Origin of the sequence: Acinetobacter brisouii CIP 110357, assembly GCF_000488275.1 — a bacterium.
In the GTDB taxonomy this organism is placed as follows: Bacteria; Pseudomonadota; Gammaproteobacteria; order Pseudomonadales; family Moraxellaceae; genus Acinetobacter; species Acinetobacter brisouii.
Window position 1 is genome coordinate 575,599 of record NZ_KI530762.1, and the last position, 13,289, is coordinate 588,887.

Genomic DNA, 13,289 nt, shown 5'->3' on the forward strand with positions numbered 1-13,289 from the left:
GATCTTTTATTATAAAAAAGTATTGTCTAGCCACTAGAACTTTACATAGACATTTTCTTTTTGAAGCAATGTGAGCTATTCAAAATAGATAACTAAACTTTTACGAAACTGATCAAAATGCGTAAAACCAACATGGGCATTGCGTAATATCAGCATACTCCATACATCACCTAAAACTGAAAAAACTTCAAGCAATTGAATAGGCTTAAAGATTAGTATTTTTACGTCTAGGGAACTTATACGTTGAATATTTACTACTAAAAAATAGTCACAAAAAGTGGTGAAGGAAGGAGTCTATACGAGTTTATTAAAAGCAGATACATCGCCGCTTCTATTAGCACAAGAACATGTTGAGACAGAACAATATTTAAAAACATCGGACATTCCATATACATTATTACGTAATAACTGGTACAGCGAAAACTATGCAATGGGGCTGGCGCAAGCAGTTGAGCACGGCAAAATTTTTGGGGCAACCCATCACGGCAAAATCGCCTCTGCTTCGCGTTTAGACTATGCGACTGCTGCCGCTATGGTATTAACGCAAGAGGGGCATGAAAATAAAGTTTATGAACTAGCAGGTGATACGAGTTATACCCTTGATGATGTTGCAAAATGGGTAACTGAAATCAGCAAAAAAGAAGTAATTTACCAAGACCTACCAGAAGAGGAATATAAAGCACTCTTGATACAATTGGGTATACCAGAAGGGTTTGCTACCATTTTGGCAGATTCAGATGAAGGTGTATCTAAAGGAGTCTTGTATAGTGATAACAAAGATTTGCACCAGCTAATTGGTCGTGCCACTACAAGTATGCAAGAGACGATTAAAGAATTTTTATCTTGAGTTGCTGCCATTCTCTTATCTAAAAACAAAAAGGCTTAAATTTTATGATTTAGGCCTTTTGCATATTTTAATAAATAAAAGAAATAGGTTCATTTTATTGAGAAGCTTAAGAAAGTATTTATTTACCCATAATCTTACTTATCTAAGAATTAAAAACTTATCGCCTACTACGCTGGTTTATTGATATTTAAATTGATTAATTAGCATAAAAATTAATTTGACTCATGTTGCAGAGTATCTGCATTGAAAAAATGAAAATCAATAAGCATAAAAAGTGACCACATCATTGTGGTCACTTCAAACTGATCTGGGGTTAGATCAAAGATCATCTTTATGGTCAGGTGGTGTTGAGTCAGTCTCTTTTTCAAGTGAATGGGTTGGGGGGCAAGGCTTGTCGGCATGTTGTTTGGCTTTATCTAACAAGTCGGTTAATAGCCGTTCGGCAGGTTGGCGGCCACCGAGACCGAAAGCTAAAGCAAAGGCAACAGCCACCGAACCCAAGGTCAAACCAAAGGCCAAATTTACAATCGAATCGGCAATACCCATCGCGCGTAAACCCATAGCGATGACTAAGCCTAAAATGAGGATGCGGACTAAGCTGCCTAGCCAGCGGGAACAGTTATGTTCTCCACGTTGCAGTGCATTGGCAACGATATTGGCTAACCAGAAACCAATCACCAGAATCACCGCACCCAATAGAATATTGCTACCAAAATGAATAAACATCGAGATCAAACCGCTGACCTGCTCCAAGCCTAAACGGTGTGCTGCCTCAGAGATCGCAAACAGCATGGTGAAGAATATAATCAGCGTGCCCACCGCACCTGAAATTTTAGTCGTGCCTAAAAAGCGTTGTAGATCCAGTTTGGAAGGAATCTCATCTACACCCGTCCCAGCGACTAGTTCACTGACTAACCGTGCAACAAAGCGTGACACGACATAGGCGATCACCAGAATTAAGCCTGCAGCAATAATTTGCGGAATAGCATTCATGATTTCAGACAGCATCGCGGTTGCTGGTCGCGAAATGGCTTGAATACCTAAAGCCTCAAAAGCAATAATCAGTGCGGTAATAATAATCAGGGTGAAGACAAAAGAACCGAGTAAATGGGGCAGATTCCCAGTTTTGAACAGCCCAATTTTTTGCGCCTGTGCTTGAATATCCAAACTGCGTAGCAAACCTTCAACCATGCCGCGCACAATATTTCCCAAAATATAGCCAACAAAGACAATCACGCCTGCAATAAAGATATTTGGCAGGAACAAGACGACTTCGTTCACCATATTTTGTACTGGCATGAGTAAACCAGTCAGACCGAGAATCGACAAGACGATTGGAAGAAATAGCAACAACACCAGCCAGTAAACAATATCCGCAATATTTTGGCTGATTGGGCGAACACCGACTTCCTCACTGAGCTTTTCATCAAGTTGAGTATGGCTCAAAATACGCTGCAAGCCCATCCGAATCAGCTGAGCCAAAATCCATGCAATAAAACCGACTGCAATTGCTGCAAGTAGGCTCGGAATAAAAGCCAACACTTGGGTCAGCATATTACTAAATGGCCCACTGACACTGTTGAGATTGAGCACATTCAATGCAGCGATCACGGCGATGATCATGATAAACCAGAACACGATCTTGGAAATAATCTGTTCAATATCAGGGAAATTGGCTGTATTTTGCGTTGTTGCGGAAGAAAGGCGATGGTTAGTATTGAGCTGATGCAGAAGCTTTTTTACCCCAGCAGCGATCAGTAGAGCGATCACCCAGCCGAGAAGTAAAATGACCACAACCGCCAAGATGGGTTGGAACTGATTCCAGTAATATATGGCGTCAGGATGCGATCCCTGAGGGCCTCCGGTGAAAAGATTATTCATGTTATTTAATCCTCTTATGTCGTCATTTATTGCTTATTTCCTATTTGTATAGATATTGATTTTGCTTTTTGTCAGAATTGAGCACTAACTCACGTTTACCTTAAAATTTGTTGTTTTTTTAAGCAATGCCATTGGTTGAAAATGCAACAAAAGCGCTGTAAACGGATACAAAGGCGATGCATGTAGATGCTTTGCTATGTTGCAGGCTTAAAGCTCCAGCGATTTCAAAAAGCATCTGTGGAAATAGCTCAAGAATTCAAGACAGACTGTTTATGATGAAAAAATACATCGAATCAATCTGGTTTGGAGTGTTCCTGACTAAAAATAAGATGGCTGTTGAATATTGACCCATCGTTTAAGTTGCAGTGTGTTGGGTGTAAATAATCGGAAATATAACTTAGGTCTATATAGAAATTTTGGCATTGTTTATGCTTAAATACGCGCATTACAGGAGAGAAGTCACCCATAGGCTCGCCGAAGGAGCAACGACCCCGGAAACTCTCAGGCAAAAGGACTGTAATCTATCTCAAAAATCTGGAGAGAAATCACGCGCATAGTGTGATTCACCGAAGGAGGAAAATTTGTAGCCATACTTTTTTGCTACAAGTTGAAGCTCTCAGGTACATATACAGATGGGGCATATTTACTCACTTATGGAATTGGGTGGTCATATGTCGCATCTCGCAACTGACATGTTTAGCGTTCTTAGTTGTTACAACTTCCGTACTTTCCCATTAGGTTTTCAATTACTCCCTTGAATATCAAGGTGGTCTGGTTGCATGCTGCCTTTTATTTTTAGCCATGCCTGGACTGTAAAGCATTTTGCTTTTATGTATTTGAAAAATGAGTAAATTTTCTGCAATTAATTGCCTTTTAGGGTGAAGGACTGAGGAATTTGTCATGGCGTCAACAATTCGTTTTACCACTGAGCATGAATGGTTACGTTTAGAAGAAGACGGTAGCATTACCGTAGGTATTACTGAGCATGCACAAGATGCTTTGGGTGATGTGGTTTATATTGAACTGCCTGAACTTCAAGCGTACAGCAAAGGTGAAGAAGTTGCTGTGATTGAGTCAGTGAAAGCTGCGAGTAACATTGATATGCCATTATCTGGCGAAGTGTTAGAAATCAATGAAGAATTGGTTAATGCACCAGAAACTGTCAATGAAGATGCCATGGGCGCAGGCTGGTTTTTCCGTATGAAAGCCGACGACAGCGCAGCATTTGCTGAGTTGTTGGATGCAGATGCTTATGACGCATTTATTCATTCTTAAGGGGTTGGTATGAGCATTAATTTTAACAATACCAACAGTTTCGTTAGCCGCCATATTGGGCCAACGGCAACTGAACAGCAGCACATGCTGAATGCACTGGGTTATAGCGACCTTGAAGCATTAATTGCAGCAGTGATTCCAGATTCAATTAAAAACACGAGCGTGCTTGAAAGCACCGATGGTGTGAGTGAAGAACAAGCTTTGGCAGAACTCAAAGCTATCGCTCAGAAAAACCAGATTTTCCGTAGCCATATTGGTCAGGGTTATTATCCGACTCATACGCCTGCGCCAATTTTGCGTAACTTGCTGGAAAACCCAGCATGGTATACGGCATATACACCATACCAGCCTGAAATTTCTCAAGGTCGTCTCGAAGCATTGTTAAACTTCCAGACCATGATCGCGGATTTGACAGGTTTGTCGATTTCAAATGCGTCTTTGCTAGATGAAGCAACCGCTTGCGCAGAAGCCATGACTTTCTGTAAGCGTGTGTCTAAAAACAAAAAAGCCAACAAATTCTTTGCATCATTGCACTGCCATCCACAAACTCTGGATGTGCTACGTACTCGTGCCGAACCATTAGGTATTGAAGTTGTCGTAGGTGATGAGCAACAAGTTGCTGACTTTGCTGAATTCTTTGGTGTGTTATTACAATACCCTGCAAGCACAGGTGAAGTGTACGACTACGCAGCTTTGGTTGAGCAAGTGCATAGTGTAAATGCCTTGGTTGCGGTGTCTGCTGACTTGTTGGCACTGACTGTATTGAAAGCACCAGGTGAGTGGGGTGCTGATGTTGCAATTGGTACAGCGCAGCGTTTTGGTGTACCAATGGGCTTTGGTGGCCCACACGCAGCGTACTTTGCAACAAAAGATGCCTACAAACGTGATATGCCAGGTCGTGTTGTGGGGATGTCAATTGACCGTTTGGGCAAGCCAGCACTACGTTTGGCATTACAAACGCGTGAACAGCATATCCGCCGTGAAAAAGCGACCAGTAACATCTGTACTGCTCAAGTGTTGCTTGCCAACATTGCCAGCATGTACGCAGTTTATCATGGGCCACAAGGCTTAAAAGAAATTGCTGAACGTACACACGCTTTAACTGCAATCTTGGCTCAAGGCTTGAAACAGTTGGGTGTCAATGTTAGCAATAGCGCATTTTTTGATACCTTGACCTTGACTCAGGTTGATGCAGCAGCCGTGCTTGAAGCTGCACGTGCACAAGAAATCAACTTGCGTGAAATTGATGCAACTCAAGTCGGTATTTCACTTGATGAAACCACGACACCTGAACACGTTGCTGCACTTTGGTCATTGTTTGCTCAAGGTCAAACTGCACCTGAATTTGAAGCTGTTGCGGCAGCTTACACATCTGCATTGCCAACTGCATTACTTCGTGAAAGCGCGATTTTGCAACACGCAATTTTCAATACGCATCACAGCGAAACTGAGCTAATGCGCTATTTGCGTCGTTTGGCAGATAAAGATTTGGCGCTTGACCGCAGCATGATTCCACTCGGTTCTTGTACCATGAAGTTGAATGCAGCTAGCGAAATGCTGCCAATCACATGGCCAGAATTTGGTAATCTGCATCCATTTGCACCACTTGATCAGGCGCAAGGCTATGTAGAAATGGTCAATCAGCTTGAGCAAATGCTATGTGCGGCAACAGGTTATGATGCGATTTCGCTTCAGCCAAATGCAGGTTCACAAGGTGAATATTCAGGCTTGCTTGCAATCCGTGGTTATCATGCGAGTCGTGGTGAAGGTCAGCGTAACATCTGCTTGATTCCACAATCTGCGCACGGTACTAACCCTGCAACTGCAAGCATGGCGGGCATGAAAGTTGTGGTTGTCGCATGTGATGACAACGGTAACGTTGATGTTGAAGACTTGCGTAGCAAAGCTGAACAACACAGCCAAGACCTTGCAGCCTTAATGATTACATACCCATCAACACATGGTGTGTTTGAACATGCGGTACGTGAAATCTGTGACATCGTGCATGCCAATGGTGGTCAGGTGTATATCGATGGCGCAAACATGAACGCAATGGTGGGCTTGTGTGCACCAGGTCAGTTTGGCGGTGATGTATCACACTTGAACTTGCACAAAACTTTCTGTATTCCACATGGCGGTGGTGGACCAGGTGTTGGCCCGATTGGTGTGAAAGAGCACTTGAAGCCATTTATGCCAGGTCATAGCTATCATTTAGATCGTAAGACCAATGCAGTAAGTGCTGCGCCGTTTGGTAGTGCGAGCATTTTACCAATCACATGGATGTATATCCGTATGATGGGTGGTAAAGGTTTACGTCAAGCATCGGCAATGGCAATTTTAAATGCTAACTACGTGGCAAAACGTTTAAACGCAGCTTACCCTGTGTTGTACACAGGTAGCCATGATCTGGTTGCGCATGAATGTATCTTGGACTTGCGTGGTCTGAAAGAAACCAGCGGTATTACCGTAGATGACGTTGCAAAACGTTTGATCGACTTTGGTTTCCATGCACCGACTATGTCATTCCCAGTTGCGGGTACGCTCATGGTTGAGCCGACTGAAAGTGAAAGTTTGTATGAGCTTGAGCGCTTCATCAATGCCATGAACAAAATTGCCGAAGAAATTCAGCAAGTGACCACAGGCGAGTTGGACGCAGAAGATAACCCGTTAAAAAATGCGCCACATACGGCACAAGAATTGACCAGCGAATGGGCACATCCATATTCACGTGAACAAGCGGTTTACCCACTACCTGAATTGGTGGAAAGCAAATACTGGTCACCTGTTGGACGTGTCGATAACGTGTATGGCGACCGTAACTTAATCTGTGCTTGCCCAAGCATCAGCAATTATGAGGACTAAGCATGTCTGAATTAAAAAATACGCCATTGGCGGCGCTGCATATTGAGCATGGTGCAAAAATGGTGCCGTTTGCAGGTTACAACATGCCTGTACAATATACCGCTGGTGTGCTGAAAGAGCATTTACATACCCGTGAACATGCAGGTCTGTTTGATGTATCGCACATGGGACAAGTATTTCTACGTGGCGAAAATGCAGCGCGTGCGCTAGAAAGCCTTGTGCCTGTGGATATTGTGGATTTGCCTGAAGGTATGCAGCGTTATGCGCTGTTTACCAATCCACAAGGTGGCATTCTAGATGACTTGATGGTAGCACGCCTGTCTCAAGACGAGTTGTATTTGGTGGTCAACGCTGCGTGTAAAGAGCAAGACTTGGCACATATGCGCGCGCACTTGTCGGGTCAATGTGAAATTGTTGAGCAATTTGCCGAGCGTGCTTTACTTGCATTGCAAGGCCCAGAAGCCGCAACTGTTTTAGCCCGCTTAAACCCTGAAGTTGCAGAAATGCGTTTTATGCAAATCAAGCGTGTGCAGCTCAACGGTGTTGAATGCATCGTGAGCCGTACAGGTTATACAGGTGAAGATGGCTACGAAATTTCAGTCGCGAGCGGTGATGTAGAAGCCTTGGCAAAAGCCTTGATCGCAGAGCCTGAAGTGGCACTGATTGGTTTGGGTGCACGCGACTCACTACGTTTGGAAGCAGGTTTGTGCTTGTATGGTCATGATATGGACCAAACAAAAACTCCTGTTGAAGCAAACCTGCTGTGGGCGATCTCTAAAGTTCGCCGCGCGGGTGGTGAGCGTGAGGGTGGTTATGCAGGTGCTGCAACGATTCAAGCGCAAATGCAGCAAGGTGTTGCTCAAAAACGTGTTGGTTTCCAAATTTTAGATCGTATGCCAGTACGTGAAGGTGCGGAAATTGTCGATCAGGACGGACAAGTGCTTGGACAAGTGACCAGTGGTGGTTTTGCGCCAAGTTTGGCAAGCCCGATTGCGATGGGTTATGTTGACATTGCTCATGCCAAAGAAGGTACAGAGCTGTTTGCTAAAGTGCGTAATAAACTTGTCGCAATGAAAGTGGTGAAAATGCCATTTGTTGCACAACGCTATTACCGTGGTTAATTAAGTGTTAAGAAAAAAGCCTGATACTTGTATCGGGCTTTTTTTTTGCAGTTATTTGAAAAGAATCAATCTTTTGTCACAAAGCTGCTGAAAAGTAAGTCTGATTGATAAATGCTGCGACCAGTCATAGTGAAGAATTGATGTGAAAAACGGATTGGCGTATGCTTAAATAAAATACTTAGCCAAGGTTAAAGCGATGTATTTATTAGAAGAAATTTTTAAAAAACATAAGCATCTCTATTCAGTAAATTTTAATTTGAGAATGCAACGGGGATTAAGTTGGTTAAGAAAAGCCAAAGAGCTTGATGATGATGCAGATTTGCGTTTTGTCAGTTTGTGGATTGCTTTTAATGCGATTTATGTAGAAAACCTGCAAGATGTTTTTGATGAAGATCAACAGCATCTCAGACAGTTTTTGCTCAGATTGTACCAGTTGGATCAGGAGCATCGTATTGAGCATTGTGTTTGGGAGCGTTGTAGTCAGGCGATTACGGATTGGTCAAATAATCCTTATGTCTATCAAAAACTTTGGGATTTTCAAAATCAGGATATTGATGAGCAAAGCTGGAAAGTGCATTTTCAGGCAGATCAGCAGCGAGTCCAGCATGCCGTTGCACATAGAAATACAGTGGAATTGCTGCTGATTATCTTTGATCGTTTATTTACTTTGCATAATCAAGTTATGCATGGCGGCTCAACCTGCAACAGTGTACTGATGCGGAAACATCTAAATACTGCCAGCCAAATTTTAATGACCTTGCTCAGTCAGTTTATGCTGGTCTTGCTGGAACATGGGCAGGCTCTGGATTGGAAAAAACCCTTTTATCCCGTGATTCAGGTGTGTTGAGAAGCTTGAACACGTTTGCCATAACAGACAAAATCAATCAGGGCAAAGCTGCTACAAAATACGGCTAGCCCTAAACCAACCCAACAGGTATAGACCCAACCACCGTGATTCCATGCATAAGTGCCCAGTGCTGAACCTGTGGCTGCGCCTGAAAAATACAGTGTCATATAAATCGAGTTCAGGCGAGATTTGGCAGTAGGACGGATGCGGAAAATAATGTTTTGATTGCAAGAATGTACAAAGGCAAGCCCTAAGTTTGTTGTTGCAAATCCAAGAATATAGAGCCAAATACTGTGGCTTGAATAATAAAACATGGCCCAGCTAGAGAGCAGTAAGATACAGCCCAAACCTGTAAACAGACTGCCATAACCCCGATCAGCATATTTCCCGACATAACGTGCCGACAGTGCCCCAAACACACCCACCAAACTGACCATGCCAATCAGTGAGTCTGCCAGATGAAACGGAGCGGCAGACAAATACATGGCAATGGTGGAGTAGATCACACTCATGGAGGCAAACGCCCCTGCGCCAACATAAGCGCGAAAGTTTAGGCGGCGTTCTTCTACGATCAGCACGGCCATAGACTTAAAAATTTCTAGATAAGACATTTTCTGGCGCATGACATAAGGCAATTCGCGTTGTAACAGATACGCCAAAATAAAAATTAAAATCGCACTTAAAATATAAATCAGTTTCCAGTGGACTAAATTCGAGAGTAGCCCAGACAAACTCGTGGACAGTAAAATTCCCACCAGTAACCCGCTCATTAGGAAGCCAACCACTTCACCGATTTTTTCAGGTTTGACAGCCATCGTTGCAAAGGGAATGAGCACCTGTGCTGCAACTGAAAACAGCCCTGTCATCATGGTGCCAAGCCAAAGCATGGGCAGGTTGACCGCACAGGCACACAAACATAAGCCGATACCTGCCAGACACATCAGTCCAGGAATGAATTTGCGTTTATTGGCAATATCCCCCAGTGGAACAATCAAGAGCAAACCTAAAGCATAAGACAGTTGTGCCAGTGTCACGGTTAACTGGGCTTGTGCAGCATCGACTTGAAAGGATTGCTGAATGGAATGAATCAAAGGCTGGCTAAAGTAGTTGGCACCCGCAGTCAAGCCGCAAGCCAGTGCCATCAGCCAGAGCAATTTCTTGTTTTGACTAATATCGAGAGTGTCATGCATAAACGGCCTCGGGGAATTAAACAGTATACGCAGTTGCTTCAACTTCAAACAACATGGTGGTCAATGCGAGTCCTGAAACAGGAATTAAGGTGCACGCAGGAAAAGCCTGATTACGCCATAGTTGCTGCATAATCTCAATCAAAACGGTATGTTTTTCGACCGAGTGTTCAACAATCAGGACGCGTAGCACCGCAACATCTTGCAGTGTGGCATCAACAGCATGTAAGGCAGATTCAAGATTGTGAAATGCCTGCCAGACCTGCTCGGCAAAAACGGCGGATAACTCTCCATCACGGGTTTCTCCACCTTGCCCAGCAATATGTAAGATCCGTCGAAAATTTTGTACTTCAACCACATGGCTATAAGCAAAGGGTTGAGGGTTGTAGAGGGTTTCTGGATTTAAAATGTTTAAACAAGATGTTCTAGGTGTTGATGTTGTTTTCATAGCGTGATCGTATGCAAGATTCAGTCATGCTAGTATCAAAGCTCAAGTTAACTTGAGGTCAAGCGTAAATGTCAGAAAATTCGATGCAGGCATTCATTGGGATTGGTGAACTGGCAAAACGTAGTGGAGTGAGTGTCGCAAGCCTACGTTTTTATGAAGAAAAACAACTCATTTGGAGCACCCGCACCAATGGGAATCAGCGCCGTTATTTACGTGCCATGCTACGTCGGGTCGCGATTATCAAGGTTGCACAGTCAGTTGGTATTTCTTTGGATGAAGTCAAGCAGGCATTTGCAGTCTTGCCAGATCATCAAGTTGCATCCAAGCAGGATTGGCAGCGCATGTCGAGCCTATGGAAGACGCAACTCGATGAAAAAATTCAAACCTTGTTACAGTTGAGGCAGCAATTGGATTGGTGTATCGGTTGTGGTTGTTTATCTTTAGAGCAATGTCCGTTACGTAACCCTGATGACTGTTTGGCAGAGAAATCTGCTGGCGCACATTTTCAGCAGATTTTGGCATTGCTGGATGCTAGTGTTTCAAGCGATGTTTGCTCAGACTAATCAGCATAATTCCAATAATATTCAGCGCGCAACCCAGCCACTGCCAAAGATTGAGATGCTCATTTAAAAATAAAACAGCCAATAAAATAGTCAGAATTGGGCCAATCGCGGCAATCATGGCGGACTGTGATGCACCAATACGGGCAATACTTTGCATTAATAGCATCGTAGGAAGTACCGTAACAAATAAACCCAACCCAATTCCATAAGCCCAAACCCCTACAGGAAGCTGTGCTAAGAGATGTAAAGGTTGTGGTGTTGCGATTAAAAAATGTACTAATGTGCCAATGCAAGCTATGCTCAGTGCAAGTCCTGTGAAATTTGAAGCACCAAATTTTTCAATTAAACGAGGAGTGAGCAGTAGATAGCAGGCGAATGCAACAGCACTGGCAAACACTAAACTTGCCCCTAACCAGAAATTGCTCTGCATTGGTGCATGATTTTGCTCTTGCAGCATCACAATGACCGTGCCTCCATAACTTAGCAAAATGGCAATATACGCTTTTAGTCGTAAAGGTTGTTTGTAAATTATGCTCGATGCCAGCACGGTGAGCGTTGGATACAAAAATAAGATAATCCGCTCTAAAGAAGCGCTAATGTACATGAGACCGATAAAGTCCAGCCAACTGGCAAAGTAATACCCTAGCAAGCCTGCAATGACCAAAAGTCCCCAGTCTTTGGGCTGAAGAGCCTGTCTTTGCTTGCGAAAATACCATGCCATAAACAGAAAAAAAGGCAAAGCACTGCCCATGCGAAGCGCCATCAAGACCGTTGCATCAACCTGAGACGACAAGGCATAGGCTTGTTTAATAAAAATGGCTTTTGAGCTAAATAAAAATGCAGCACATAGCGCAAAAACTGAACCGATCTGGTTGCGTGAGAATGAAATAGGCATGGAATAAGATGAAGAATTAATCTTCATTAAAATGAAGCAAAACTTTCCTATTTTATACTCTTGAGTCACGATTAATAAGCATTAAATGGAAATATCATCATTTATTAAATAAATAATGGGTGGTATTTTCGAAAAGTTTGATTAGAATCCAAACAACATGCAGAAAAAATGGGAGAAACATTGCAGTTTGCGATGTTTTTAACACACAAACTAGCCTGAGGAACATGCTCAATGCAAATCGGAATTCCTATGGAGACAGTTGCTGGAGAAAGTCGAGTCGCAGCGACCCCAGAAACTGTAAAGAAGTTGGTTGGCGCTGGTCATAGCGTTGTCATTCAAAAAGGGGCAGGGCGTAAAGCGGCCTATCTTGATGATGCTTATACGCAGGTCGGCGCGACAATCGCTGAAGATGCTTATCAAGGCAGTCAGATTATTTTGAAAGTTCGTGCACCCCAAGGGGATGAAATCAGTAAGATTTCAGCAAACACAACGGTCATCGCGATGTTTGACCCGTATCGTAATACTGAACTTGAACAGTTTGCAACCCAACAGATTTCAGCATTTGCATTGGAGTTGTTGCCTCGAACTTTATCTCGTGCACAAAACATGGATGTTCTCTCTTCTCAGGCGAACTTGTCAGGCTATAAATCGGTACTGCTTGCTGCAAATGAATACCAGCGTATGTTCCCGATGCTGATGACTGCCGCAGGTACAGTGAAACCTGCGCGCGTGGTGGTGATGGGTGTTGGTGTTGCAGGTTTGCAAGCCATTGCAACCGCCAAGCGTTTGGGTGCTGTGGTGGAAGCAACCGATTTGCGTCCAACCGCTAAAGATCAGGTTGAGTCTTTGGGGGGTAAGTGGCTCGATGTGCCAATGTCCGAAGAAGAACAGCAGCGTGCTGCCGATGCAGCGAAGAATGGTTATGGTTGGATGCCAGGCGAACAGTACATCAAGGATCAGGCTGCAATTGTCGATAAAGCAGTGGCCAATGCGGATATCGTGATTACCACAGCACTGTTGCCTGGACGTAATGCACCGCGTCTGATCAAGGCAGAAACCGTTGCCAAAATGAAAGCAGGTTCTGTGATTCTGGATATGGCGGTAGAAACTGGTGGTAACGTCGAAGGCTCGAAAGTCGGTGAAACCGTGACCACTGAAAATGGCGTGAAAATTCTGGGTGTACCGAATATTCCAGCCACAGTGGCAACAGAAGCTTCGGCGCTATATGCCCGTAACGTTTTTAATTTCCTTGAAACACTTTTTGATAAAGACAAGAACTTCTTGATCAATCAGGAAGATGAAATTCAAAAAGCCTTATTGGTTACTCATGGCGGCACACTGCTGTTCAAGCGCGGTTAAGGGG

The 13,289-nt window shown here is 43.6% G+C and carries 10 protein-coding genes, 1 pseudogene and 1 riboswitch; of the genes and pseudogenes, 7 read left to right on the forward strand and 4 right to left on the reverse strand.

Annotation, left to right across the window (positions count from 1 at the left end):
* Positions 1-280: 280 nt before the first annotated feature.
* A pseudogene (locus tag P255_RS02735) lies at positions 281-847 on the forward strand (KR domain-containing protein); the annotation flags it as partial.
* A 318-nt stretch (positions 848-1,165) separates the two neighbouring features.
* Here the strand turns inward: P255_RS02735 and P255_RS02740 are convergent.
* Positions 1,166-2,728 (reverse strand): mechanosensitive ion channel, encoded by a 1,563-nt coding sequence (locus P255_RS02740; RefSeq protein WP_004903378.1) that lies wholly within the window; start codon positions 2,726-2,728, stop codon positions 1,166-1,168.
* A gap of 438 nt (positions 2,729-3,166) precedes the next feature.
* Positions 3,167-3,255: riboswitch (glycine riboswitch) on the forward strand.
* 373 nt (positions 3,256-3,628) lie between these two features.
* On the opposite strand from P255_RS02740, the gene gcvH reads away from it, so the two are divergent.
* From gcvH to P255_RS02760, 4 genes are all read left to right on the forward strand, one after another.
* The gene (gene gcvH, locus P255_RS02745; RefSeq protein ID WP_004903382.1) at positions 3,629-4,003 is read left to right on the forward strand and encodes a glycine cleavage system protein GcvH; all 375 of its coding nucleotides are present in this window, start codon (positions 3,629-3,631) and stop codon (positions 4,001-4,003) included.
* Positions 4,004-4,012: 9 nt separating this feature from the next.
* Positions 4,013-6,865, forward strand: coding sequence for an aminomethyl-transferring glycine dehydrogenase (gcvP, locus tag P255_RS02750; RefSeq protein ID WP_004903384.1), 2,853 nt, complete (start codon positions 4,013-4,015; stop codon positions 6,863-6,865).
* 2 nt (positions 6,866-6,867) lie between these two features.
* Positions 6,868-7,986, forward strand: coding sequence for a glycine cleavage system aminomethyltransferase GcvT (gene gcvT, locus P255_RS02755; RefSeq protein WP_004753745.1), 1,119 nt, complete (start codon positions 6,868-6,870; stop codon positions 7,984-7,986).
* Between the two features lie 262 nt (positions 7,987-8,248).
* Positions 8,249-8,833, forward strand: a complete 585-nt coding sequence (locus P255_RS02760) for a hypothetical protein (RefSeq protein ID WP_228127521.1) — start codon at positions 8,249-8,251, stop codon at positions 8,831-8,833.
* Here P255_RS02760 and P255_RS02765 read toward each other — a convergent pair.
* Positions 8,821-10,023, reverse strand: coding sequence for an MFS transporter (locus P255_RS02765; RefSeq protein WP_004903388.1), 1,203 nt, complete (start codon positions 10,021-10,023; stop codon positions 8,821-8,823). The two genes, P255_RS02760 and P255_RS02765, sit on opposite strands and share 13 nt — an antisense overlap.
* Before the next feature lie 16 nt (positions 10,024-10,039).
* Entirely contained in the window at positions 10,040-10,468 is a 429-nt protein-coding gene (locus P255_RS02770) for a RidA family protein (protein ID WP_004903390.1), read from the reverse strand.
* 68 nt (positions 10,469-10,536) lie between these two features.
* On the opposite strand from P255_RS02770, the gene soxR reads away from it, so the two are divergent.
* Positions 10,537-11,031, forward strand: a complete 495-nt coding sequence (gene soxR / locus P255_RS02775) for a redox-sensitive transcriptional activator SoxR (protein ID WP_004903392.1) — start codon at positions 10,537-10,539, stop codon at positions 11,029-11,031.
* Here the strand turns inward: soxR and P255_RS02780 are convergent.
* The gene (locus tag P255_RS02780; RefSeq protein WP_004903394.1) at positions 11,000-11,926 is read right to left on the reverse strand and encodes a DMT family transporter; all 927 of its coding nucleotides are present in this window, start codon (positions 11,924-11,926) and stop codon (positions 11,000-11,002) included. The two genes, soxR and P255_RS02780, sit on opposite strands and share 32 nt — an antisense overlap.
* A 231-nt stretch (positions 11,927-12,157) precedes the next feature.
* Here P255_RS02780 and P255_RS02785 point away from each other — a divergent pair, with 231 nt between their 5' ends.
* A complete protein-coding gene (locus P255_RS02785) occupies positions 12,158-13,285 on the forward strand; it encodes a Re/Si-specific NAD(P)(+) transhydrogenase subunit alpha (RefSeq protein WP_004903396.1) in 1,128 nt (375 codons plus the stop codon).
* Positions 13,286-13,289: the final 4 nt, after the last annotated feature.

Bases quoted from the DNA above. Each gene is read 5' to 3' on its own strand.
- P255_RS02740 (WP_004903378.1), bottom strand. From the start codon at position 2,728: ATGAATAATCTTTTCACCGGAGGCCCTCAGGGATCGCATCCTGACGCC.
- gcvH (WP_004903382.1), top strand. From the start codon at position 3,629: ATGGCGTCAACAATTCGTTTTACCACTGAGCATGAATGGTTACGTTTA.
- gcvP (WP_004903384.1), top strand. From the start codon at position 4,013: ATGAGCATTAATTTTAACAATACCAACAGTTTCGTTAGCCGCCATATT.
- gcvT (WP_004753745.1), top strand. From the start codon at position 6,868: ATGTCTGAATTAAAAAATACGCCATTGGCGGCGCTGCATATTGAGCAT.
- P255_RS02760 (WP_228127521.1), top strand. From the start codon at position 8,249: ATGCAACGGGGATTAAGTTGGTTAAGAAAAGCCAAAGAGCTTGATGAT.
- P255_RS02765 (WP_004903388.1), bottom strand. From the start codon at position 10,023: ATGCATGACACTCTCGATATTAGTCAAAACAAGAAATTGCTCTGGCTG.
- P255_RS02770 (WP_004903390.1), bottom strand. From the start codon at position 10,468: ATGAAAACAACATCAACACCTAGAACATCTTGTTTAAACATTTTAAAT.
- soxR (WP_004903392.1), top strand. From the start codon at position 10,537: ATGTCAGAAAATTCGATGCAGGCATTCATTGGGATTGGTGAACTGGCA.
- P255_RS02780 (WP_004903394.1), bottom strand. From the start codon at position 11,926: ATGCCTATTTCATTCTCACGCAACCAGATCGGTTCAGTTTTTGCGCTA.
- P255_RS02785 (WP_004903396.1), top strand. From the start codon at position 12,158: ATGCAAATCGGAATTCCTATGGAGACAGTTGCTGGAGAAAGTCGAGTC.